This window comes from Paradesertivirga mongoliensis, assembly GCF_024436395.1.
GTDB classification, from domain to species: Bacteria; Bacteroidota; Bacteroidia; order Sphingobacteriales; family Sphingobacteriaceae; genus Paradesertivirga; species Paradesertivirga mongoliensis.
The window spans coordinates 871,577-894,187 of the sequence record NZ_JAFMZO010000001.1 but is presented as its reverse complement, the minus strand read 5'-3'; the positions used below and the strand labels follow the sequence as shown (position 1 = coordinate 894,187).

Genomic DNA, 22,611 nt, shown 5'->3' with positions numbered 1-22,611 from the left:
TGGAAAGAAGTTTTATGCTTATTACCCAAGAACTTACGTATATCCACCCGGATAAAGAAATGCTATTCGGGAACATCAACCTGGCTATTAACAAGCACGATAAAATTGCCCTGATTGGCAACAACGGTGCCGGAAAATCCACGCTGCTAAAGATCATGGCGGGCGCGCTGCCTGCATCAGGCGGCCTTTTAAAAGTAGTCTCGAAACCGTATTACATCCCTCAGCACTTTGGGCAGTATAATCATCTGACTATTGCCGCTGCGTTGCAGGTAGAGGATAAACTTAATGCTTTACAAGAAATCCTTAAAGGCAACGCCAGCAATGAGAATTTCGCCACCCTTAACGACGATTGGAGCGTTGAAGAGCGATGCGCAGATGCCCTCGCACGGTGGCAATTGGAAGGCCTTGAACTGAGCCAAACTATGGCTTCGCTAAGCGGGGGAGAGAAGACCAAAGTCTTCCTTGCCGGAATCTCTATTCACCACCCGGAAATAGTGCTTTTGGACGAACCCAGCAACCATCTCGACCAGGCCGCAAGGCAGGCGCTCTACAATTTTATCCGCACAAGCAACGCTACGATGGTAGTGGTAAGTCATGACCGTAAACTGCTCAATCTGCTCCATTCTGTTTACGAATTAAGCAACGTCGGAATCACTCTTTATGGCGGCAATTATGAATTCTACGAGAATCAGAAGCAAATTGAGCAGAATGCCCTCTACATGAGCCTGCAAAGCAAGGAAAAGGCCCTGCGTAAGGCCAGGGAAGCAGAACGCGAAACCCTTGAGCGGCAGCAAAAGCTCGACGCCCGCGGAAAGAAAAAGCAGGAAAAAGCAGGGGTTCCTAAAATCATGATGAATACGCTGCGTAATAATGCAGAAAACAGCACCTCGCGACTCAAAGCAGTGCATACCGAAAAACTGAGTTCTATATCGCAGGATCTCAGTGAATTACGTAAGGAGCTACCCCATATTGACAAGATAAAACTTGGCTTCGACGATGCTACCCTGCATCAGGGCAAAACCCTGTTTACTGCAGTGGATATCAATTATCGTTTCGGCGATAAGCCGCTTTGGACCAGGCCTCTGAACATCTGGATTAAAAGCGGAGAACGCATTTCCCTTAAAGGTGACAATGGCTCGGGTAAAACCACACTTATAAAACTCCTCCTGGGTCAGCTCGAACCTGCATCCGGAAGCATCCGGCATACAGCTCATCGATCCGTTTATATCGATCAGGATTATTCATTGATCAGAAATGACATCAGTGTTTATGAACAGGCGCAGCGCTTCAACCTCGCCGCTCTGCAAGAACATGAAGTAAAGATCCGGCTCAGCCGTTTCCTCTTCGCTAAAGACGATTGGAACAAGTGTTGCCGCTCTCTTAGCGGCGGAGAGAAAATGCGCCTCATGCTTTGCTGCTTAACCATCAGCAACCAGGCACCCGACATCATAGTGCTCGACGAACCTACTAACAACCTCGATATCCAGAACATTGAAATTCTGACAACCGCTGTCAGCGACTATAAAGGAACGCTTATCGTAATATCGCACGACGAATTATTCCTGGAACAGGTAGGAATAGAAAGGGTTATTGATTTAAATGAAGTAAGGAATTAATGTATAGGAATTAGAATGAGATAGCAGGTGCTGTAGACGAGTCCACGTCTTTAGAAACCGGAAATCAGGAAGCATTGGCGAACTCTTTAGAAAATATCAAAGCCAGGGACTAAGCCAGGCAAGAGAGCGGGGCGGAGCTCATTAATTAGGCTCCTCAATACAAACTCCACCAGGATTTATGGAATCTTGCACCTTGTTGAATCTTAAATCATATACTTGTACTAAACCTATCCCTTATGACTAAGATCTATATTCCAATCTTATACCTCCTTTTCTCGGGTTCGTTATCTAAGGCGCAAGAAAAAGCAGTAACTGCCGATTCTAAAATCCAGCGTGTAATTGTTTTCCTTCAGGGGGCGCAAATCGAGCGTAGTGCTCAGGCACAGATACCGGCCGGAACATCATTACTTACCTTCAGAGGCCTCTCAGCGGAAATTGATGAGCAAAGCATCCAGGTTAAGGGTGCAGGTAACTTCACAATTCTGGCGGTAAACAAGCAGACAGATTTTCTGCAGGAGCAGGAACTCAGAGGATCCTTAACCCGGCTACAGGACCAGATTGCAGAATTACGCGACCAGAGGGAAATTCAGGACAACATTATCGCAATACTGAAGAAGGAAGAAGATATGCTGGCCAGCAACCAGAGTGTTGGCAATGGTGGTGCCGGACTAGACCTGAACAAGTTAAAGCAGGCGCTCGACTTCCAGAAAGCACGTCTTTCAGAAAACAAGGTTAAACAACTAAGCACCAGGAAAGAAATTCAACGATTGAATATCGGGATCAAAAAGCTCGAAAACCAATTAAATGAAGAAGCCGGAAAACCTGGTAATAAAACAAGTAACATAGTGGTTAAGGTGTCGTCCGGAACAAGCACTTCCGGTAGCTTCGTCCTCACTTATCTGGTGAAGAATGCAAGCTGGTACCCTACTTACGATCTGCGTGCTACTGATGTGAATAAACCCATCAATCTGATTTACAGAGCCAATATTTCCCAACAAAGCGGAGAAGAATGGAAGGATGTAAAACTTACCCTCTCTTCAGGAGACCCTTCAGTTGGTGGCAGAAAACCCTCTCTAAGACCGTACCAGGTTGGATACAATATCAGCAGGCATACACCTGCTGCAGATCTCACAAGCGTTCGCGGTAAGGTTACTGATTCAAAAGACGGCGCCCCTCTGATTGGGGTGAGCGTACGCATTAAAGGGACCTCGATCGGTTCGAACACCGATGTTAACGGCAATTATACCTTAAGTGTCCCGGCACCAGGCTCTACTCTGCAGTTCTCTTACATTGGCTACGTAAGCCATGAACAGGTGGCTTATTCCAGCGAAATGAATGTACGATTGAACCAGGATTCAAAGTCTTTAAACGAGGTGGCAGTTGTGGGTTATGGTGCAGAACGAAAAATGGAACTAACAGGTAGCGTAGCCGGTGTGCAAATCAGGGGAACATCCTCTCTTATAAAACAATCAGTGCCTTTAGAAGTGCAGGTTCAGCAAAGTCAGACGAACGTTCAGTTTGAAGTCGCTCAACCCTATTCAATTTATAGCGATGGCAAGCAATTAACCGTAGAGATTGCCGAGCATGAGCTGCCTGCCGATTACCGGTACCACGCCGTACCTAAAATCAAACAAGAGGCTTATCTCACTGCTTCTGTCACAGGTATCAACGACCTTAATCTTCTAAGCGGCGAGGCCAATGTGTTTTTTGATGGCGCTTTTCTGGGTAAAACACTCATCAACATTGAGAATACAAATGATACACTAGTAATCTCTCTTGGGGCAGATAAGAATGTACTTGTAAAGCGGGTTGCGCAGAAAGGTCAGAACGAGAAAAGTTTTATGGGATCGAACCAGAAAGCTGTACGGTCATTTTCTCTTGACGTTCTCAGCAGAAAAGCATATCCGATAAAGCTAACTGTCGAAGACCAGATACCGGTCTCGAACACCAGCGAAGTAACGGTTGAAAGCGAGGAATTATCGGGCGGCAAGCTTGATCCGGCTACAGGACTGGTGAAATGGGATCTGCAATTACTGCCGCAGGGCAAGAAGTCTTTACAGTTAAAATATGAGGTGAAGTACCCAAAGAACAGACCAGTGAGTTTGGAGTAACCTGCTGTCCAACAAAGCCTGAGGAAAATAACCAAGCAATTTTATTCACAATCTCCTTCCCGGGCTGAGGAATCTGCTTCACAAAAACTTACAGAAACCACCATTTTAATCCAAAATATCACATGGCCCGCAATTTGATTTACACCGGGCATGACAACACCTACAACCTTTTTACCTAATCACCCACTTCCTATTGAAAACACCTTTTATCGGCGATCATTATAATTGATACGTATTCTGATCTCGTCTTTAGACCTTTCGAGGCATAACCGGTACTAATGTATTTGGTTGCGTCCTCATATTGCATCTGTTTACAACCAACAACTTATAAATTCACAATTAAAAAATCCAAAAATGAAAAAAAATCTACTACTATCTGTGTGCATTGTAATGCTGTCTTTTGCTGCAAACGCCCAATTCAACCTCGGAATTGGTGGAACTTACACCAACTATGGAGGAGAAATTAAAAAAGCCACCCCGGGTGTACAACTTCGCGGGGCCTATAACCTCGACGAGAAGAAAGCTATTTCTTTAGGGTTTTCGTATGGTTTACCTATAAAGCAAACATTTGCTGATGATGAATCTGGATCAGGTTATAAGCTGACCACTTCGTTCATGTCTGTAAGTGTCTTAGGTATCTATCACCTTATCGGCGGTTATGAAGATAACTTTAGTTTGTATTTTCCAATCGGAGGTTCTTATGTTATGGGTAAAAACAAACTCGAATCTGAGGGAGAGGCTGACCCGGACTTTACACTAGAACCCGAAGATGAAAAGTTTAGTGGTTTAACAATCAATGGAAGCGTAGGTATGCAATTTAAAATTGGCTCGCCATTTATTTTTGCTGAAGCTGGCTTTGCATTGCCTACCGGTTCGACTACTTCAAACACCCGTGACGGTGTTACCTCAGACAACTCGAATCCAATTACTGGTCACACCATCCTGACTTTAGGAATAAGATTCCCGTTTGGATCCAGTTATTAAACTAATAGCAAAAGCAGGCCGCAATTAAGTATTGCGGCCTGCTTTTTACCTGATCTCTCTTGCCGGCGGATCCTCGTCGCACTTCCTTTCCGATCTCTCCAGCTTTCGGAGCGTTGAACTGAACACTCTGGATATAAATAGACTGTATGATAACAAAATGCCTTATTGGGCATACTTATTTATCAGCCTTACCATCAAATTATTTAAAAACTCTACCTGATATTCACCCACCGTTGCTTCCAGATGGTCATTCCCAATACCACTGTGATCAGTGATAAACACATAGGTTCCATTTGTTGTAATAGCGATAAACCGCATCAGAAACTCTGTCTCCTTATCAGTACCGCTTGCAGTAACAGGGATTATTTTAATACCCTTTTCAGCTGCCTTTAGGATAGAGCTTTTCAGGTTGTTAAGCACCTCAGCAGTTTGATGCGGCGGAGCGTCCAAAATCAGAAAAGCCAGTCTTGTTTTAGAACCCGGTGACCATTGCAGCTCATTTATTGTCTTATCCAGCGCGCTGTGTACCGCTTCCGGAATATCCCCTCCGCCGGCAGCTTGTTGATCTTTGATAAAATTGAGCGTCGTATTGATATTGCTGGTAAAGCCGGATACCCTGGTTACATACTCATCGCCTTTATCACGATAAAATACTGATGCAGTTGTAAGCTCCGAACTTGGGTTGTCTTTCTTTACCCTGGATATTACATCAAGAAGTTCAGTATTTAAAAACCGAAGTTCATCTCCCATTGATCCTGTGGCGTCTACCACAAAGGCAACCTCTATCTTGTTGCTCTTTATACCTGGTGGAACAATTATTTTATTTGACCCAGACTGATAAGATTTCACATTTGCAATGACCGCAGCGCCGTTATTGACGTCAATCGAAAGGTTCGCAACACCTGTTTCTGCAGTACCATACAGGTCTGGCCAAAGTTCAGCTCTTCCCTGATTGTCTGTCCGGGCTGTAAACACTGTTGCTGCCCCACTCTTAAGTTTTACAAGTGCATCAACAACCGGCAAGGAGTCTGTACCCTTAACCAGCACCGAGATTCGGTTAAGGTTAAAATAATCCCACTTTGCAGATATGCCTTTGAAGTCTGCCTTTTTTAATATATTCTCAAGAAATTGCCAGTTATCCAGGTCATTCCATTCGCCAGCCGTTATAACTCCGGCCTGATCTGCATCTCCAGGTCGACCCGGCTGGCTTACATCATCCGTGTAATAAGACTCAGAAAGAGTAGAAGGCCCATCGCCATCTTTTGTGCAACCTGCCAATCCCATCACAATAAGTAAGACCAGGCCGAGAAATTTGTTAACCATAATGATGTTTATAAGAATACGTTGTGTATTGAAAAAACGCAACACGCTCAAATACTATTTGCTCGGCCTTCTGGTGCTGCCAACAACAAGCCGGTAAATGCACTTGTCTATAAAGCCATTTATAACGATGCCTCTTGTAAATCTAAAAATATTTTTCTTAAACTTCCGCTTTTAGCTGCAGGACTTGAAACCAGTTCAGAATTTTACAAAGCAGCCAATACCCATGCAAAACCCGTCGTAGATGCACCACATAAACCTGCCCAATAACCAGGCTGAAAATCCCAATTATCACTATCTTTAAAGCATGCGTTTGCAGTTGTACAACATCATTCCTGCTTTACAGCCATATATCAAATTAATATGTTCGATGAACTGCGATGGAGATGCAGACACCCACCATATACGTGTATTACCCGACACTTGCGTGGAGTTGTTTATTAACTACACCAGCACACCAATCGCCACGATTTCTAACGAACTGTATAAACGCAGTATAGTGACTTTTAGAATGACCAAGCCCATGGATGTGCAAATGCGCAAGGGATCTGGTTGCCTGGCGGTATGCTTTCACCCGGGGATGGCTTACCATTTCTTTCAGCCCCCCATGCATCTGTTAAGTGATTCTACCACTGCCCTGGCCGACTTATGGAAGAACAAAGCAGCGGAGATAGAGGAGCAGCTGGCCGGCGCTGTTGATAATCATGGTCGTGCAAAGATCCTGCAAAGCCATCTGATGGAGTTACTTGCCGGCAACAAACACGACTCACATATAGAATTTTGCCTGAAACAGGTACAAGCTTCGGGAGGACTAAATAATGTAGGCGACCTGGCGGATTGTACAGGCCTCAGCCAGCGACATCTTTCGCGGAAGTTCCAAAGGTATGTGGGCCTACCGCCAAAAGAGTATCTGCGTGTCTGCCGGTTTTTGAGATCTCTGTCATATCTTAAAAAATACCCGGACTTTTCGCTTACCACCATTGCTTATGAGAGTGGTTACTATGATCAGGCGCACTTCAGTCGAGAGTACAAAGCTTATACCGGCTATACGCCTCGTGAAGTAGTGAATGCGAAGCATATTTTGTATTGATGTCCGTTTTGTACAATCAGGAAAGATTGTTGCTTCGCAATTTTGACCTATAAAATTTACAACCATGAGAAAAGTAATTCTAGGATTAGCTATCACACTCGACGGATACATTGAAGGACCGAACGGCGAATACGACTGGTGCTTTACAGATCAGGATTATGGCCTGAACGATTTTTTCAATCGGATTGACGCCCTTTTCATCGGACGCAAAAGCTATGAGATGGCACAGCAATATGCTGAAAACAATACGGGCGAACTGGTGCCTGGTATGCCGCCGTTAACCGAATATGTATTCTCCAATACCCTGAAATCTGTAAAACAAGGTGCTGTTCTGTTATCCGGCGACATTGTTGCCGAGGCGCGGAAGATTAAAGAGCAACCCGGTAAAGACATTTGGTTATTCGGCGGCGCTTCCCTCACCCAATCTTTGATGCAAGCTGGCCTGGTCGACGAATTGTGGATGTCAGTACATCCTATACTGCTGGGCAGCGGTAAACGCCTCTTTGAAGAACAAGAGCATCGAACTCACCTCACGCTGCTCGAAAGCAAAACTTACGATTCGGGCCTGGTATCGCTACGTTACCGGATTAATCAGATTGGAAGCTGAGGTTGGATGGATCAATTTGTGGTACGACAGTAGTATGCACCTATGCATCTCAAACCGCTTAGGTGCATAAACTGCGTCAGGTTAAAAAATCGATTAAAATGTAAAAGAAATTTATGGATTAAACCAATACGGTACATCTTAGTTAATACATAAATACTACAATTATGAAATTAACGCATGCAGTTCTTGTCATCTTACTTTCTTTAAATCTGATGCCCGTTTCCGCTCAGACCGATAAGACCGGCACGGAAAAATTAATTGCCTCTAAAAATTTCGTTTTCAATGCAAGCAGGGCAAATCCGCTATCTGAACCTGCGCTTAATCAGATAATGGGGCCGAATGCAATGAATAACATTTTAGATCTTTCAGATGGGCGGTATTACTTACGGGTTACAAAAGACAGCATTGTAGCCGACTTGCCTTTTTTTGGCAGGTCGTACAGCGCTCCGATGAATACGGATGATACCGGTACCCGGTTTACTTCAAAAGATTTTAAGTATTCTGCTATTAAAAAGAAAAAGAACTGGATCATCACCATCGAACCGAAAGATGTTAGAGACAGCCAGCGGCTGATGATCAGAGTTTCCGAATCTGGCTCTGCTACATTGAACGTTAATAATTATAACAGGCAAGCCATTTCTTTCGAGGGCTACATCGCCGAAATCACTAGGACAAAATAGACCTCAAAGTTTTTCTTATCCTGTAAAGAAAAATTTCTCCTGCACGCAATATCACAGAAAGAAATTAGTTCTAAGAAATCATCCCCCGTTCAGGTTGAAGGGGTAAACGATTTTATTAATGAAATTACAGGCGTACTTAGTAATAGTAACCCTCATTCTTTTTGCCAGTTGCAAAAAGCTTCAAGGAGGCGACATCACCGAAAATCCAATTGAAATAGCCTTTGAGGGAAGTGGCGAAATCAGCCTGGCTACTGAAACAGAGAAAGCGTTTGGAAAGCATATCATTTCAATAAACAGCAAATCATATATTCTAAAAAGCAACCATCATAACCTGGATAATTACGTCCAAAAGAAGGTAAATATTTCCGGAACACTCGTGGAAAAAGCTCCGGAGACGGGTGGATCTGACTATATTAAAGTAATCGAAATAAGCTTATTACCAGCTGCACCGGCAGTGCCTGAAGTACCAGCGGCGCCTGCAATACCGGCCGAGCAAAATGCCCAGCCAAAAGAACGGGTGATTCTAGACACAGATGTTGGCGGCGATGTAGACGATGCAGGAGCTCTTGGAATGCTACACGCTCTGGCAGACCGCGGCGAGATAGAAATTCTTGCAATCGGGGTGGTGATCGGCCATGAACTTGCAGTGCCATTTGTTCACGCAGTTAATACCTGGTATGGCAGGCCAGACTTACCCATAGGAACGATCAAGGAAAAAGCTCCTTATTCAAGAGATGAATTTATGCAGCCCATAGTGGCTTCGTACCCGCATTCTCTTAAACAGCAAACGGCACCCGAGGTAGTGAAGTTATACCGCAAAACCTTGGCGGCTCAACCAGACAAAAGCGTAACACTTATTGCCATAGGCCCTGCAACGAATATTTATAATCTGTTAAAATCTCAGCCCGACGAGCATAGCGGCTTAAACGGAGTTGAGTTGATGCGCAGAAAGGTTAAATTTTACGGCGCTGGCGGAAATGGCGCTGCAGGCCTTCCAAAGGGCAATTGTGGATTTAATTACTATAGCGACATGTATTCTGCAAGTACAGAGCTTAAACTGTTACCGGTGGAGTTTCCAACTGTGTTTGCGGGAGGAAGCGGATTAAAGCTTGAGGTTGGCTCTGCTTTAACCAGTACGAGGCCGGAGCATATTATAAGAAAGTCATACGAGTCATATTACAAAGGACAAGCTAAAGATCGGTTTAGCTGGGACCAGCTGCGGGTTCTGTACGCCTGCAGGCCTTCTGCACGTAACCTCTGGGAAACCTCGCCCTTTGGCAATATTTTTATGGGTCTTGACGGAGTTATAACTTATACACCTGGCGAGGGTAATAAAGCTTATGCTTATATAAAGGATTTTACTCAAGTAAAAAACCAGTTAAACGAACTTATGGTCTACGACCCGAAGAACAGATAGTCGCCAAGAATATCAGGTTTTCTCTCAGAAAAAAGGGATAAAAAAGTGGCGGTGTGATAATACACCGGCAACGTCTCTGGTTTACTGCGTGTTTTTAACGCTCCACTGTCAATGCTGTAGCAATATTACTTCAAAACAGGTGCCCTGTCCCGGTGCAGAAGAGATTTTTAATTCTCCATGCATAGAGTCGATTAAGTTCTTTACCATGGCGAGGCCGAAACCAAAGCCATCCTCACCACCAGTTCCTGATGTAGATTTTCCTTTCCCACCCATTATCAAGTCAATTTGAGCCGGACTTAAACCGATGCCTGTATCAGAAACGCTGATCTGCAGCAAATTGGCAATATCCCCGATCTCCAGGTCGACTTGTACTCGGATTGAACCACCCTCTGGAGTAAATTTGATGGCATTTGATACCAGGTTTCCTGCTATCTGCATTAAATTGAATTTGGAAACAGGCCACAGTTCAGTTTCTTTACTTGTAGACACCGTAAAATCGATATTCTTCTTTATTGAGGGAGGAAGATAAAGCTGTTCGAGCTTTTCTTTAAAAATTAAAAGATTGAAACTTTCGTGATATCCGGAATCAGCTTGCTGCTGTGCAGTTAATATCTCATTGGCCAGGGATACAATCGAATCTCCGCTATTTTTTACGAGATTCATATATTCCAGAACCTCATCCATATCATTGTTATAGCCTTGTTCAATAATAATATCAGCAAGGCCGATAATTCCTGCAATCGGGCCCCTGATGTCATGCACGATTTTCTTCTGCGTATAAGTACTTTCCTTTACTGTCAACTTTAACTTTTCAATCACTTTAATGGCCCGCAGTCTGTTCACAATCTCGTCGGCAATAATTGTTAAATGGGCTATCTTTTCGTCCGACAATAGCCTGGTCTCAGGATGCATTACGCACAAAGCACCTATATTAAATCCTTCAACTGTTGTCAGGGGAATTCCATAATAATACTTCAAACCGAGCTCACCTTTTACATAATCAAAGTCTTTGAACCGATCATCAGAAGAAAGGTTTGGAACCTCAAACCCACCTTTTTTCATAATAGTGTATTGACATACGCTTTCATCTCTGGGCATTTGTTTCATTTCCAATCCGTAACTTGAAACTGTCCATTGAGTATAGCAATCGATGAGATTTATTAATGAAATATCTGTCCCGGCGATGCTCGCCGCAAGCTTATTGAGCTCAGAAAAATTATTTTGAATATTGGCAAAATCAATATTATACTCAGACAGATTTAAAAGGCGCTCCAGCTCATCAGGCGGAATGGGTCGAATTGAACTCATGATGAACAAACATACGAATTTGACAAAAAAAAAGATTCGACCTGATTACAAGCTTCCACAGCCTCCTCAGTGCAGAGTCTGATAGCATTGGCTAACAGAGGAGAGTTTAAACTAAACGAGTTCAAATCTTTACTTCGAACTTTTTTTTCCTCCGGCTGTAGCATTTCAAAAAATGTGTCCGTAATTATAGTCGAACACACTTTAGCACATGAAAAAACCACACTCAACAAACAAGTACTTCTAAATCTCCCTCAGGGAAAATTGCAACTTATTAATCAAACCCGGATTCTGCTTTTTTGCAGGAGCAGGACTTTTTTTGCTTAAACTTTAAAAATAAATAAAATGAAAAAACAATTCTTAACACTACTAGTAGCCACAGCAACAGCATTTACAGCTTGTAAAGACAACGATGATCCGGTGATCAGAACAAAAGTCCTGTCAAAATTAATTAGCATCGAGGATGGCGACACCACCACTCATGCCTTTAATTATGATTCGAATAAACGCCTTACGTCATTTGGCACTGCAGACAATACTGAGAAAACATCCTTTACCTATGATGCCGGCGGAAACCTTACTAAAGTAGAGAATATAGAAGGAGACTCTAAACAGGTTTTTGAAGCAGTTTACACAAACGCAATTCCTGTGACCGGTTCATTAAAAACATATGATGAAGGACAGTTACAAAGCACCACTAACCTTGAATATACAATTGCTAGCGGGAAGGTTACCGAGATTATTCAGAAGGTTCAGACCCAGCAATCCGCGAAGTCGACCCTGACTTACCAGAATGGAAATGTAACTAAAATAGAGACAGTGTTAACCGCCGGTGGTACTTATACCCGCACTTATACTTATGGAACAAAAAAATCCATGCTCACCAACCCGGCCGTAAAGTACGTGCTTGATCCGGCTGGGATTACTGCCAGCTTTATCGCAAAAAACGAAGTGCTCACCGAAAACTTCGACAGCCCGGGTACCGAGTTTGATGTAAACAGCAATACTGTATATACGTACGATAGTCAAGGCTACCCTTTGACTGCTACAGTTACTTCAGACGAAGAGGTGGTAACGTTGAAATTTGAATATAAAGAGATCTGATCACATCTTCGGATTAACCTTAGAAAGGGGGTGGCCAGAGCTGCTCCCTTTTTTTGGCGCCTCTTAAAAGCTGACAGACAGCATGTTAAAAGGCGAATTGAGTGTTAACGGATTGACTTAAGTGCTTCGACCGGCCAGGAACAAAGTAACGAATGTGTTGCTATAAACCAGAATGGCTTCCGGTATCGTAATATTGTTGGTCGTTTAAACCTGACCAAAACTTTTCGAAATATTATGCAGATCAAGCACGTTTCCCTGCCTATTTTATTTCTTATCCTGTTCGTAAACAGCACTTTTTCTCAAGACAGGATTGAAAAATGGGATGTATTTGAAATCACACTCAAGGGTCCGTCTTCCGGCAACCCCTTTGTCGGTACTACTTTAACCGGCCGGTTCAGCAATGGCGATAAAGTGTATGAACAGGACGGATATTACGACGGCAACGGAGTTTACAAAATCAGGTTCATGCCCGATAAAGAAGGTACATGGACTTACCTCACCAGCAGCAACAAACGGGAACTCGAAAATAATAAGGGAAGTTTTGAATGCACAAGTCCCTCAGCCAAGAATCACGGACCGGTTAAAGTGCGCGGAAGCTATCATTTTCAATACGAAGATGGCACGCCCTATTATCCGTTTGGCACTACCATATACGAATGGCCTTTCCAGGATGCGCAAACGAAAGCCCGCACCGTAGCAACCCTTAAATCGAGTCCGTTTAACAAAGTACGCTTTTTAGCAGTCCCGCCATACAAAGACAGATATGTTGAGGGACCGCTTAAAATAACGGTTTTTCCTTTTGAAGGGACCAGCCGCGAGAACTGGGACTTTTCACGTTTCAACCCCGAGTACTTCAAAAATCTTGATGAATGTATGCGTAAGCTGAGGGACTTAGGTGTGGAGGCCGATTTGATTCTTTTCCGTCCCTACGATAAAGGTAAATGGGGCTTTGACATGGCAGGCCAGGAGGTGAATAGGCGTTTTGCCCAGTACATGGTGGCCCGGTATGCTGCCTTCCGGAATGTTTGGTGGAGCCTTGCTAACGAGAACAGTTTCATCCGGAACATGAATGATAACGACTGGGATGAACTGTTTCAACTGGTACAGCAAAAAGACCCTTATCAACACCTTCGGTCTATACACAATGCCGATAGGATCTATGATTATACAAAACCCTGGGTTACACACGTTAGTTACCAATATTATAATGTTGTAAAAGCCCCTTTCGGAACAGCTATACTGAGAGACATTTATAAAAAGCCCGTTGTAAACGATGAAATAAATTATGAAGGCAACATCGACAGTCGCTGGGGGCAGTTATCAGGAGAAGAAATGACATTCCGTTTTTGGAATGCTATAATTGGCGGGGGCTACGCAACTCACGGCGAATCTTACCAGGCCAGCCCCTGGATTTCCAATGGCGGACGCTTAACCGGTTCAAGCCCTGCCCGGATCGCATTTTTAAGAAAGATTGTAGAAAGTAACCCTGTCGGCGGGCTGGAACCGATTGACCATTATTATGAAAACAATATGGCCGGCAAAGCAGGGGATTATTACCTCATCTATTTTGGAAAGGATAAAATGAACAGATGGGATTTTGTGCTTCCGAAAAGAGAGCTTGCCACTGGTGTGAAATTCAAGGCCGATATTATCGACACCTGGAACATGACTGTTACGCCCCTTAACAAGGTGTTTGAAGTTGTGCCCATGCCGGGAAACAGATATAAATTTATTGATAAGAACAAGTCGTCGATAAAGATGCCTGGAAAACCATATATGGCGTTACGAATTCGTAAAATTGAAGACGGCGCGAAAGTTAAGGACGATGGCCGCCATGAACTGGAATAGTTCTCTCCCTTAAGGGAGGTAAAAAACTGATATTAAGGCATTCACCCTAGTCAAACGCACGCGCTTGGGCCCCCCACAGGAAAAATTTCTTTCCTTTTTCCGTAATGAAAACCGGTGTGTTTATTTATGCGTAAATAATGCCTCAAATCGTTGTTAATTGCCTTTTTAATTTTTATAATTGAACTAACCATTCTTCAAATTCATGAAAAAGATAATATTGTCTTCACTTGGCAGCCTGCTGATGTTAATCTGCCTTAGTCCGCGGTCACAAGCACAAGAAATCACTTTAACCCAGATTTGGCAGAGCGATACAAGTATCAGAACCCCCGAAAGTGTACTTTTTGAGCCCAAAGAGAATGTTTTATATGTTTCTTGCATCAATGGAAATCCCACCGCAGATAACAAAAGCAGCTTTATAAGCAAAATGAGCCCTGATGGAAAGGTCCTGACTTTAAAATTTACAAACGGCTTAAATTCGCCGAAAGGAATGGGCATTTTGGACAACAAACTATACGTAACAGAAATCACCGGTGTTGCTGAGATAGATCTTGCCAGCGGTAAGATTATAAAGCGGTATCCCGTTGAAGGTGCGAAGTTTTTGAATGATATTGCTGTCGACACTAAAAACGGCATTATATATATTTCCGATTCGGGAACCAATAAATTACACGCTTTGAAAAATGGCAGAATCACTCTCATATCAGAAGATGCTCTGCTGAAGGGAATTAACGGACTGCTGATGCAAAAGAACCAGTTACTAATTGGAAATGGCAATGGTTCCCTTTTATCTCTGAATACGGCCACTAACACCTTAAGCACAATCGCTAAAGGCATGGGTGGCATTGACGGCATTGTTGGTCTTGCAAATGAGAAATATATAGTTTCAGAATGGGGAGGTAAAGTATGGTACGTTAATTCCGGAACCCCTCAGTTGCTAATCGACTCAAGCAAAGAAAAGATCAATACGGCCGATATGGAATACAATTCAAAGACAAAAACTCTGTATATCCCTAACTTTTACCACAATACGGTAACGGCGTATACAGTTAAATAAAGCCTTAACCTTCCAGGTAAAAATAACGGAAACAAACCGATCTCAAGCCTTATATTAACCTAAGAGTTAATCATCTTCAACTCATCCGGCAACCTCGAACTCCCCGGAATGCTTCGCCGTGCCCTGATTTAAAGCAGCAACCAATCAAAATATTATTAAATTTGATACACCTTATCACTAACAAATGAAACCCCTTGTACTTTCTATAGTATCTCTTGCTCTGGCTTTTCAATATTCCAGCGCACAAAGTACCACGGAAGCCATCGCTGCAGACACCAGCACTACTAAAAGCCCCGCTTCCGCTATCAACACCGTAAAATCCGGAGAGAAAAAGAATGCAAAGAATAACATCTATGTGATGCGGAGCCAGTCGTATTTGAATGATGTAACTAAACTTGAAGAGGGTTATACGCCGCTGGAGGGTGGGAAATATGCCATTAAAGATTATCTGGTTAAAGGCTCCTTAAATCTTGTTTGTGTAACTGTTGGTGTCGCCCTCAGTTCAGGTAATATAAACAGTGGAGAAACGGCAAAGCGATACTACCTGCTACGCCATGGCGACAATAATTCGTATCGCGAGGTTTTTCTGACTAAGAAATCCGGAGTTGTGCCAGGGATGTCGAAGGTTCTGATAGGGACAGGTCAAACTTACAGAGGCATGCTCAATACTAAAAAATCAACCGGATCAATGGTGGAAGTGTCTAAAGCGATTCTGGCAGAGATGATGGAAGATGAGCCGGAGATACAGGAAAAAATGAAAGGCTTGGAAAAAATTACGGTTGCTACCATTAAGCAGCTTGTAAAGCTGTACAATTCGAAACACAGCCTGTAACTTACACGTTCGATGTGTTTATGAGGCGTGTTGGTTTTTTAGGTACTTGCCAGTTTTGTAAGGCTGAAAAGACGGCTCAGGCACTAGCCATATATCGCTCTAATGCTTCCGTATACTCGAAAATACCAGGTTTTCTAAAAAAGAAACTATCTGAGTTTCATCTTTACTTGCACCAAAATCTGTAAGCGAAGGCAAATTGTGCATATAGTATTTTTGTGAGTGCGCCATTTCGATGATGGTGCTCGACAAAGAAAACGGGTACTTATAATCAGGATTATAATCGCGGATAAAACCCGCTATCCTGGCACATAAATCTTTATATGGCTTGAAGAATTTTGCCTTGTTGTCTTCGGCTACATGTTTGGTGAGGTAAGACTTTGCCCCTTCAGACATCACTATCTCATACAGCAATTTTTCATTGATATAACTGGTGGACACATCATCTTCAACCTGATCCGATAACAGACTTATAGCTATTTTTAACCTCTCCTCGGCACTCGCGATATTATTTGTTTGAAACATCAGACGATATTCCTGCCAGCTCCAATACCAGTCTACTATGTATAAAAGCAAGCGATGCTTATTTTCAAAATACCGGTAAATACTGGCTTCTGTAGTTCCGATCTCTTTAGCTAACTTTTTGAAGGTGAATACCTCAAATCCCATTTGATGCACAAGTACTATCCCGTGCTGGATAATTTTCCTGCCCAGATCAGACTCTTCGGGGTTGCGAAGCGATAGCTTTTGATTAATATTAAACTTAAGAGATAGCTCCATAGAAAACTGAAACAACAAAGGTAAAGATATTTTTTGTTGAAAGTATTACTATTATAGATGATATTTTTACTATGTTTGTTTGTGCAATAACAATTAAAAACAGCAAGGATGAAAACATTAACAAAAGAAATGCAGGCAGCGCTTACACCTCTCAGAGCGATCGAATTGTTAAAGGAGGGAAATAAACGGTTTGTAAGTAACTTAAAAATTAACCGCAATCTGCTTCAGCAGGTTAATGAAACGTCGGAAGGACAACATCCTTTTGCTGTAATTTTGAGTTGCATTGACTCCCGAACCTCTGCCGAACTGATATTCGACCAGGGTTTGGGTGATGTATTTAGCGTACGAATAGCAGGAAATGTTTTAAACGAAGATATTCTTGGAAGTATGGAATTTGCCTGTAAAGTTGCCGGAGCGAAAGTAATTGCAGTATTGGGGCACTCAAAATGTGGCGCGATTAAAGGTGCCTGCGACGGAGTGAAGCTCGGAAATCTCAGTGCCTTGTTAGAAAAAATTCAACCTGCCATTAAAGCCGAAACCAGTATCAGTGCAAACCGCAACGCTTCAAATTCGGAGTTTGTAGAGAAAGTTGCTTCTTTAAACGTGATATTAACCATGGATCAAATAATGGAAAGAAGCCCTTTGCTAAAGGAAATGATCGACTCGAACGAAGTGGCAATTATAGGCGGAATGTACAACGTTGACTCCGGCCTTGTAGAGTTCTACGAAAAAGATGAACTTTTAAGTTCTGACGAACTGCTCAGTGCGGGGCTTGAAAAATAAATTTAGATATTCTCCTTATTAAATATTTTATAAGCTGATCAGTGCCAGAAGCTCAAGGGCTCTCTGGCACTTTACGTTGTTAGAAAGTGCGGCGAAAGGCTGTGATCATGGAATTCAATCTGCGCCAGCAAGAAATCTCAACGAATGTACCTTAATCTCACGCTTGTACGTGTGCAACTGATCTCTTAATTTTTCTTAGCTTTAGTATCTCAAATTTCTTAAATGGAAGCAGATACCGAACAAAGCGACAGATCAATGGCTTATGCAACATTGTGGCAACGCCTTGTTGCTTCCCTGTTTGATACCCTGATCATTGGCTTAGTCTACCTGTTGATTTTTACTAACGTTTCTATACTTGATCATCATCTTCTCTTAAGCTTATTTACAATACTAAGCTACGGGTATAAACCTTTTTGTGAATATAAATATCAAGGGACACCCGGAAAAAAAGCGATGAATATTTTCGTAGTCAACGAAGATTATCAACCTCCGTCTTTGAAAGAGGTATTAACAAGAAATATTTTTCATCTCGGTCTGGCCTTTGTTTATCTTTTCACATCCCTTGCGGCAGTTGCAATTCAACACCAGGGTTCATCTGATTCGATACTTCTTATTTTAGATAACATTCAGGACCAGTCCCTGCTAATGGCCACATTACTTCATATCGGTGATGTAATTTCGTTATTAAAAGATAGCAAGAACAGAACCTTGCACGACAGGATTGCCCATACTTATGTTGTGAGCTATCTTCAAACGGATGCAATCGAGAAGGATGAGGAGCTTGATCTCAACAGAATCACGAAGCTGAAAAAAATCTATTCCTACAAATCGGTTGAAGATCTCAAATCGATTCTTGACGATGAGAGATTTGTCGAAGAAGCTAAAATTGCTGCGAAAGAAATGCTGGATGAGAAAGGGGACATGATAAATCAATGATTTAACGGACAATATGAAGGACACTGATAATTTACCATCTGATAAAAAAAAATTGAAAGCTTTATTCTCATTAATACTGTTCATTTTAAGCTTCTCATTAAATGCATTTGCTCAAGCGGCGGAAGAGCGAATACTATATGTGGTTGATTCTGTACCTATAATCGACGAACCCAAAGAGGGATTTGGATCCCTACGTCAGGAGGCTATTCACGAAGTTCAGGTAATCAATACGAAATCTCTGATTGAACAACGTGGATTTTCTGATATCGACAAACTCATTTTTATAACCACTAAAGAATATTTTAACCGATCGGAAGAACTGAAGAAAATCCCCACCGTAAGATTGATGGAACAAAAGGATAATGGGAGATGGTATTTAAAAAATGCGTCAAAACCCTATACTGGACCGTTTATCGACTACTTCCTGGATGGAAAAAAACAGGGAGAAGGCCGTTTGAAGGATGGGCTAGCCTACGGGCTGAGGATTGTTTACTATCCAAATGGTAACAAAAGCTTTTATCGCACTTATACCGACTCCGGGATAGCAGAAGGAACAGCGGCAGCTTTTTTCAGCAACGGCCAAATTAAAAACAAAGGTCTTTTCAAACACGGAAAAGAAGATGGAACGTGGCAAGAATGGTACTCTACCGGCAAGCTAAAAAGAGAAACCGAGTTTAAGGACGGAAAAGCCACACCTACAAAAGAAGAAGAAGCGTTTTATTCCTTGCTAGGCAAAGCAAGCAAATTGTATAAAGATGGGAATATTGCCGGAGCGATTAAACACTTAGATAAGGCTATCGTATTAAATCCGCAATACAGCGATGCTTATTTTGAACGGGGAACCATGAAATTAAACGACTTCAGGTTTGATGAAGCTCTTACCGATTTTGACAAGGCCCTGGAACTCGAACCTTTGTCTACGAAAGTATTTACAAATCGTGCATTCACTCGTTTACGAAAACATCAGCTAAAAAATAGCAGAACACTAAGCAAAACAAATGGCGTAACGGTTTTAGCGTCAAAAGACAAAGTGGAGATTCCAGAGGAAGAACTTAAAAAGATCTGTGCCGATCTCAGCAAGGGATATGAGCTAGGTGACAGAAATGAGATGGTTCTCGAGGCCATGAAGGATTACTGTAAATAATTTCACAGCGGATTAGCCGGAGTTTCAACTCATCCTTTCTTGCTTAACCAGATATTATGAATTTAAACGATTTTAAAAACCTGGCTCTCTCCTTCCCAGGAACGATTACCCATCCACATTTCGACAGAATTGCTTTTAAAGTTGATGGGAAAAGGATTTTTGCTACGCTTCAGGAGTCAGTCGAATCGGCCAATATCAAATTACCTGTTGTAGAACAGTCTGTATTCTGCGCGATTGGGAAAAGCGCCGTTTATGCCGTTCCCAACAAGTGGGGACTTCAGGGCTGGACTACTTTCGAATTGAAGAACCTACCTGAAGAATTAGTTCGGGACGCGCTGAATATCGCCTATATGGATGTAATCAAACCCAGGTGATCATCTTAGGGCTGATCAAAGAGCATCTTTTCCGCTAACCTTACAAGCATTGATAGCTCTCCTTGTAATCGATATTTTACCATAACGCGATTGCAACTCTGATTTCTAAACACCAACTTTACTTCAGGCCGCTATAAAGCTCCTCGGGTTAAACCAAACCCGCGATACGACCAATTTTTGACTGTCACCTAAACTTAAAAATCATGAGAAAGCAAGTGCTGTACCTGCTCTTTATTTTCCTCAGTACCTCCCTTTTTGGCCAACGTGTTATGGAAGGTCTCGACCGTGGTGTTATAGCCGTCAGGCATAAGCCCGATTCTGTGTTTATCAGCTGGCGTTTGTTGGGTACAGAACCAACGAATCTGCCCTTTAATATCTATCGGACAACAGGCAGTGGCAAGGCTGTGAAGCTAAACTCGCAACCGATGACGGCGGGCACTAACTTCATAGACACCAAAGCTGATTTAAGCCAGATCACTACGTATACAATAAAGGCAATTGTAAACGGGAAGGAAACCGGTGACAGTAAGCCATTCATTTTACCTGCCAATGCGCCGGTACAACAATTTCTCTCCATTCCACTTCAAACGCCAGCAGGCTACAGGCCTCACGACGCCTCTGCTGCCGACCTTGATGGCGACGGCCAATATGAACTGGTGCTTCACCAGGTGGGGAAAGGACTTGATAACTCTTTTAACGGCCTGACAGACAAACCTGTTTTACAGGCATATAAACTAGACGGAACTTTACTTTGGACCATTAATCTTGGCAGGAATATCCGCGAAGGCGAACATTACACCCAGTTTATTGCCATTGACATGGATGGCGACGGCAAAGCCGAAGTAGCCATGAAAACCGCAGACGGAACAATTGACGGTAAAGGAAAAGTGATTGGCGATTCTACTAAAGATTACAGAAGTAAAGAAGCTCGAACGCTGGGCAAGGTGCTTGACGGACCAGAATTCTTTACCATATTCAACGGTGAAACAGGCGCAGCGATGGCCACTACGGCTTATATCCCTTCACGATATCCTACTGATGGCTGGGGCGGCCCGGGCGGAAATGGTGGCACCGACAACAGTGGGAACAGGGTAGACCGCTTTCTGGCCTGTGCAGCCTACCTGGATGGCAAACTTCCAAGTGTGGTAATGTGCCGTGGATATTATGGCAGAACCGTGCTGGCGGCCTGGGATTACAGAAACGGAAAGCTTACTTCACGTTGGGTATTCGATACTAAGGATGGCAAGAACCCTTTTTCAGGTCAGGGAAATCACAACCTGACGGTTGCCGATGTGGATGATGATGGTAAAGACGAAATTGTGTACGGCGCGATGGTGGTAGACGATAACGGCAAGGGTTTGTTTTCTACCGGCTTTCGGCACGGAGATGCTTTGCATGTAAGCGATCTCGACCCTACAAAGCCTGGCCTCGAAGTTTTTGGCCCTCATGAAATTGAAGATCATTCAAAAGGCGACTCCGGATATGTTAAAGATGCCGGCCCCGGCGTGGCGGTTTATAACGCCCGTACCGGCGAAGTTTATTTTAAAGGTGCAATTGATACGGATGTGGGAAGAGGCGTAGCAGAAAACATTGACGCAGATAATCCAGGCGCCGAAATGTGGTGGTCAGGTTCTGACGGGCTGCACAATATGAAAGGTGAGAAAATTGGTCCTTCGCCAAGCTCAAGCGGCTTTGTGATATGGTGGGATGGCGATCTGACCCGTGAAATTTTGAGTGGCAGCAAAGTCGAAAAATACAGAACAGGCACCATTTTTAATGCCCAGGAGGGAGCAGGAGCCCGTTTCAGAAATCCAAACCTGATGGCAGATCTCCTGGGTGATTGGAGGGAAGAAATCATTTTCGCCAACAGCCCTAACGAATTACGTCTCTACACCACTACTATTCCAACAAGCCATCGCCTGTATACACTGATGCACGACCCCCAATACAGGCTAAGTATAGCCTGGCAAAATGTGGCTTATAATCAGCCTCCGCATCTAAGTTTTTATCTGGGTGAGGACATGAAAAAAGCGCCAAGACCCGATATTGTGTTAACGAAACCGACGAAAGCCTCTAAAAAATAGCCAAACAGAAATACAAAAGCCAGACTGCACGAGAAATAACCGCAGTCTGGCTTTTAGCTTGACCATTTCAGAACTGACTTCAGACACGAGCTACCGCACCCGGCGGCTCAATTCTTCTTCAATAATATTTCTGCAGCCCTTTTCAATCATTTTAAAAACTGCATCAAATTGATCGTCTTCATAATATGGGTCTGGAACCATTTCTGTATCGAGTAACAATCTCACCTTTTCTCTATCAGATTCTCTTCTCGCATGAGCGAGAACATCCCTCAGGTTCATTCGATCCATCACAAATATCCGGTCGAACTTATCGAAATCTGCTACTTGAAACTGTCTGCAGCACTGACCAGAGATGTCAATACCATACGCATTAGCAACGGCAATCGAGCGTTTGTCCGGCGGCGAACCAATATGCCAATCGCCAGTACCTGCAGAATCTATCTCCCAATGCAACCCTTTCTCTTTCACCAGGTTCTCCATAATTCCATGTGCAAGAGGCGACCGGCAAATATTGCCCAGGCAAACCATTAAAATCTTCATATCTA

21 protein-coding genes are annotated in these 22,611 nt (G+C 43.1%); 17 read left to right on the top strand and 4 right to left on the bottom strand.

Features of this window, described 5'->3' with window-relative positions:
* The first annotated feature begins 14 nt into the window (after positions 1–14).
* The 3 genes from J3P43_RS03535 (at position 15) to J3P43_RS03525 (ending at position 4,711) form a co-directional block, all read left to right on the top strand.
* Positions 15–1,616, top strand: a complete 1,602-nt coding sequence (locus J3P43_RS03535; RefSeq protein ID WP_255899100.1) for an ABC-F family ATP-binding cassette domain-containing protein — start codon at positions 15–17, stop codon at positions 1,614–1,616.
* Positions 1,617–1,852: 236 nt separating this feature from the next.
* Entirely contained in the window at positions 1,853–3,727 is a 1,875-nt protein-coding gene (locus tag J3P43_RS03530) for a mucoidy inhibitor MuiA family protein (RefSeq protein WP_255899097.1), read from the top strand.
* Between the two features lie 354 nt (positions 3,728–4,081).
* Positions 4,082–4,711 (top strand): outer membrane beta-barrel protein, encoded by a 630-nt coding sequence (locus J3P43_RS03525; protein WP_255899093.1) that lies wholly within the window; start codon positions 4,082–4,084, stop codon positions 4,709–4,711.
* A 162-nt stretch (positions 4,712–4,873) separates the two neighbouring features.
* Here J3P43_RS03525 and J3P43_RS03520 read toward each other — a convergent pair whose 3' ends face one another.
* A complete protein-coding gene (locus tag J3P43_RS03520) occupies positions 4,874–6,034 on the bottom strand; it encodes a vWA domain-containing protein (protein ID WP_255899091.1) in 1,161 nt (386 codons plus the stop codon).
* Between the two features lie 21 nt (positions 6,035–6,055).
* Here J3P43_RS03520 and J3P43_RS03515 point away from each other — a divergent pair, with 21 nt between their 5' ends.
* The 5 genes from J3P43_RS03515 to J3P43_RS03495 all read left to right on the top strand — a co-directional run bounded on the left by J3P43_RS03515 (position 6,056) and on the right by J3P43_RS03495 (position 9,825).
* Positions 6,056–6,301, top strand: coding sequence for a hypothetical protein (locus J3P43_RS03515; protein WP_255899089.1), 246 nt, complete (start codon positions 6,056–6,058; stop codon positions 6,299–6,301).
* A gap of 37 nt (positions 6,302–6,338) precedes the next feature.
* A complete protein-coding gene (locus J3P43_RS03510; protein WP_255899087.1) occupies positions 6,339–7,121 on the top strand; it encodes an AraC family transcriptional regulator in 783 nt (260 codons plus the stop codon).
* 64 nt (positions 7,122–7,185) lie between these two features.
* Positions 7,186–7,728 carry a dihydrofolate reductase family protein gene (locus J3P43_RS03505; RefSeq protein ID WP_255899085.1) on the top strand — a complete coding sequence of 181 codons (543 nt, stop codon included), beginning with the start codon at positions 7,186–7,188 and terminating at the stop codon, positions 7,726–7,728.
* A 164-nt stretch (positions 7,729–7,892) separates the two neighbouring features.
* On the top strand, positions 7,893–8,408 hold the full coding sequence (locus tag J3P43_RS03500; protein WP_255899082.1) for a DUF4251 domain-containing protein: 516 nt from the start codon (positions 7,893–7,895) through the stop codon (positions 8,406–8,408).
* A gap of 118 nt (positions 8,409–8,526) precedes the next feature.
* Positions 8,527–9,825: a nucleoside hydrolase gene (locus tag J3P43_RS03495; protein WP_255899079.1), complete on the top strand. Its 1,299-nt coding sequence runs from the start codon at positions 8,527–8,529 to the stop codon at positions 9,823–9,825.
* A 108-nt stretch (positions 9,826–9,933) separates the two neighbouring features.
* Here the strand turns inward: J3P43_RS03495 and J3P43_RS03490 are convergent, their stop codons facing one another.
* On the bottom strand, positions 9,934–11,133 hold the full coding sequence (locus J3P43_RS03490; protein ID WP_255899077.1) for a GAF domain-containing sensor histidine kinase: 1,200 nt from the start codon (positions 11,131–11,133) through the stop codon (positions 9,934–9,936).
* Between the two features lie 342 nt (positions 11,134–11,475).
* Between J3P43_RS03490 and J3P43_RS03485 the strand changes: the two genes are divergently transcribed.
* From J3P43_RS03485 to J3P43_RS03470, 4 genes are all read left to right on the top strand, one after another.
* Positions 11,476–12,234 carry an RHS repeat domain-containing protein gene (locus J3P43_RS03485; protein WP_255899074.1) on the top strand — a complete coding sequence of 253 codons (759 nt, stop codon included), beginning with the start codon at positions 11,476–11,478 and terminating at the stop codon, positions 12,232–12,234.
* 234 nt (positions 12,235–12,468) lie between these two features.
* Entirely contained in the window at positions 12,469–14,082 is a 1,614-nt protein-coding gene (locus J3P43_RS03480; RefSeq protein WP_255899071.1) for a DUF5060 domain-containing protein, read from the top strand.
* Positions 14,083–14,284: 202 nt separating this feature from the next.
* A complete protein-coding gene (locus J3P43_RS03475) occupies positions 14,285–15,136 on the top strand; it encodes an NHL repeat-containing protein (protein ID WP_255899068.1) in 852 nt (283 codons plus the stop codon).
* A gap of 184 nt (positions 15,137–15,320) precedes the next feature.
* The gene (locus tag J3P43_RS03470) at positions 15,321–15,968 is read left to right on the top strand and encodes a hypothetical protein (RefSeq protein WP_255899065.1); all 648 of its coding nucleotides are present in this window, start codon (positions 15,321–15,323) and stop codon (positions 15,966–15,968) included.
* A gap of 99 nt (positions 15,969–16,067) precedes the next feature.
* Here the strand turns inward: J3P43_RS03470 and J3P43_RS03465 are convergent, their stop codons facing one another.
* Complete coding sequence (locus J3P43_RS03465; protein WP_255899063.1) at positions 16,068–16,745, bottom strand: TetR/AcrR family transcriptional regulator; 678 nt, start codon at positions 16,743–16,745, stop codon at positions 16,068–16,070.
* A gap of 108 nt (positions 16,746–16,853) precedes the next feature.
* Between J3P43_RS03465 and J3P43_RS03460 the strand changes: the two genes are divergently transcribed.
* The 5 genes from J3P43_RS03460 to J3P43_RS03440 all read left to right on the top strand — a co-directional run bounded on the left by J3P43_RS03460 (position 16,854) and on the right by J3P43_RS03440 (position 22,066).
* Positions 16,854–17,528 (top strand): carbonic anhydrase family protein, encoded by a 675-nt coding sequence (locus tag J3P43_RS03460; protein ID WP_255899060.1) that lies wholly within the window; start codon positions 16,854–16,856, stop codon positions 17,526–17,528.
* Between the two features lie 222 nt (positions 17,529–17,750).
* Positions 17,751–18,464: an RDD family protein gene (locus J3P43_RS03455; RefSeq protein WP_255899058.1), complete on the top strand. Its 714-nt coding sequence runs from the start codon at positions 17,751–17,753 to the stop codon at positions 18,462–18,464.
* A 13-nt stretch (positions 18,465–18,477) separates the two neighbouring features.
* Positions 18,478–19,608: a hypothetical protein gene (locus tag J3P43_RS03450; RefSeq protein WP_255899056.1), complete on the top strand. Its 1,131-nt coding sequence runs from the start codon at positions 18,478–18,480 to the stop codon at positions 19,606–19,608.
* Positions 19,609–19,664: 56 nt separating this feature from the next.
* Positions 19,665–19,982, top strand: coding sequence for an MmcQ/YjbR family DNA-binding protein (locus J3P43_RS03445; protein WP_255899053.1), 318 nt, complete (start codon positions 19,665–19,667; stop codon positions 19,980–19,982).
* A 203-nt stretch (positions 19,983–20,185) separates the two neighbouring features.
* Positions 20,186–22,066: a rhamnogalacturonan lyase gene (locus tag J3P43_RS03440; RefSeq protein WP_255899050.1), complete on the top strand. Its 1,881-nt coding sequence runs from the start codon at positions 20,186–20,188 to the stop codon at positions 22,064–22,066.
* A 90-nt stretch (positions 22,067–22,156) separates the two neighbouring features.
* On the opposite strand, the gene J3P43_RS03435 is transcribed toward J3P43_RS03440, so the two are convergent.
* Complete coding sequence (locus J3P43_RS03435; RefSeq protein ID WP_255899048.1) at positions 22,157–22,606, bottom strand: low molecular weight protein-tyrosine-phosphatase; 450 nt, start codon at positions 22,604–22,606, stop codon at positions 22,157–22,159.
* Positions 22,607–22,611: the final 5 nt, after the last annotated feature.

What these genes read in the sequence shown, in the direction of transcription:
- J3P43_RS03535 (WP_255899100.1), top strand. Translation starts at nt 15, where the DNA reads ATGCTTATTACCCAAGAACTTACGTATATCCACCCGGATAAAGAAATG.
- J3P43_RS03530 (WP_255899097.1), top strand. Translation starts at nt 1,853, where the DNA reads ATGACTAAGATCTATATTCCAATCTTATACCTCCTTTTCTCGGGTTCG.
- J3P43_RS03525 (WP_255899093.1), top strand. Translation starts at nt 4,082, where the DNA reads ATGAAAAAAAATCTACTACTATCTGTGTGCATTGTAATGCTGTCTTTT.
- J3P43_RS03520 (WP_255899091.1), bottom strand. Translation starts at nt 6,034, where the DNA reads ATGGTTAACAAATTTCTCGGCCTGGTCTTACTTATTGTGATGGGATTG.
- J3P43_RS03510 (WP_255899087.1), top strand. Translation starts at nt 6,339, where the DNA reads ATGCGTTTGCAGTTGTACAACATCATTCCTGCTTTACAGCCATATATC.
- J3P43_RS03505 (WP_255899085.1), top strand. Translation starts at nt 7,186, where the DNA reads ATGAGAAAAGTAATTCTAGGATTAGCTATCACACTCGACGGATACATT.
- J3P43_RS03500 (WP_255899082.1), top strand. Translation starts at nt 7,893, where the DNA reads ATGAAATTAACGCATGCAGTTCTTGTCATCTTACTTTCTTTAAATCTG.
- J3P43_RS03495 (WP_255899079.1), top strand. Translation starts at nt 8,527, where the DNA reads ATGAAATTACAGGCGTACTTAGTAATAGTAACCCTCATTCTTTTTGCC.
- J3P43_RS03490 (WP_255899077.1), bottom strand. Translation starts at nt 11,133, where the DNA reads ATGAGTTCAATTCGACCCATTCCGCCTGATGAGCTGGAGCGCCTTTTA.
- J3P43_RS03485 (WP_255899074.1), top strand. Translation starts at nt 11,476, where the DNA reads ATGAAAAAACAATTCTTAACACTACTAGTAGCCACAGCAACAGCATTT.
- J3P43_RS03480 (WP_255899071.1), top strand. Translation starts at nt 12,469, where the DNA reads ATGCAGATCAAGCACGTTTCCCTGCCTATTTTATTTCTTATCCTGTTC.
- J3P43_RS03475 (WP_255899068.1), top strand. Translation starts at nt 14,285, where the DNA reads ATGAAAAAGATAATATTGTCTTCACTTGGCAGCCTGCTGATGTTAATC.
- J3P43_RS03470 (WP_255899065.1), top strand. Translation starts at nt 15,321, where the DNA reads ATGAAACCCCTTGTACTTTCTATAGTATCTCTTGCTCTGGCTTTTCAA.
- J3P43_RS03465 (WP_255899063.1), bottom strand. Translation starts at nt 16,745, where the DNA reads ATGGAGCTATCTCTTAAGTTTAATATTAATCAAAAGCTATCGCTTCGC.
- J3P43_RS03460 (WP_255899060.1), top strand. Translation starts at nt 16,854, where the DNA reads ATGAAAACATTAACAAAAGAAATGCAGGCAGCGCTTACACCTCTCAGA.
- J3P43_RS03455 (WP_255899058.1), top strand. Translation starts at nt 17,751, where the DNA reads ATGGAAGCAGATACCGAACAAAGCGACAGATCAATGGCTTATGCAACA.
- J3P43_RS03450 (WP_255899056.1), top strand. Translation starts at nt 18,478, where the DNA reads ATGAAGGACACTGATAATTTACCATCTGATAAAAAAAAATTGAAAGCT.
- J3P43_RS03445 (WP_255899053.1), top strand. Translation starts at nt 19,665, where the DNA reads ATGAATTTAAACGATTTTAAAAACCTGGCTCTCTCCTTCCCAGGAACG.
- J3P43_RS03440 (WP_255899050.1), top strand. Translation starts at nt 20,186, where the DNA reads ATGAGAAAGCAAGTGCTGTACCTGCTCTTTATTTTCCTCAGTACCTCC.
- J3P43_RS03435 (WP_255899048.1), bottom strand. Translation starts at nt 22,606, where the DNA reads ATGAAGATTTTAATGGTTTGCCTGGGCAATATTTGCCGGTCGCCTCTT.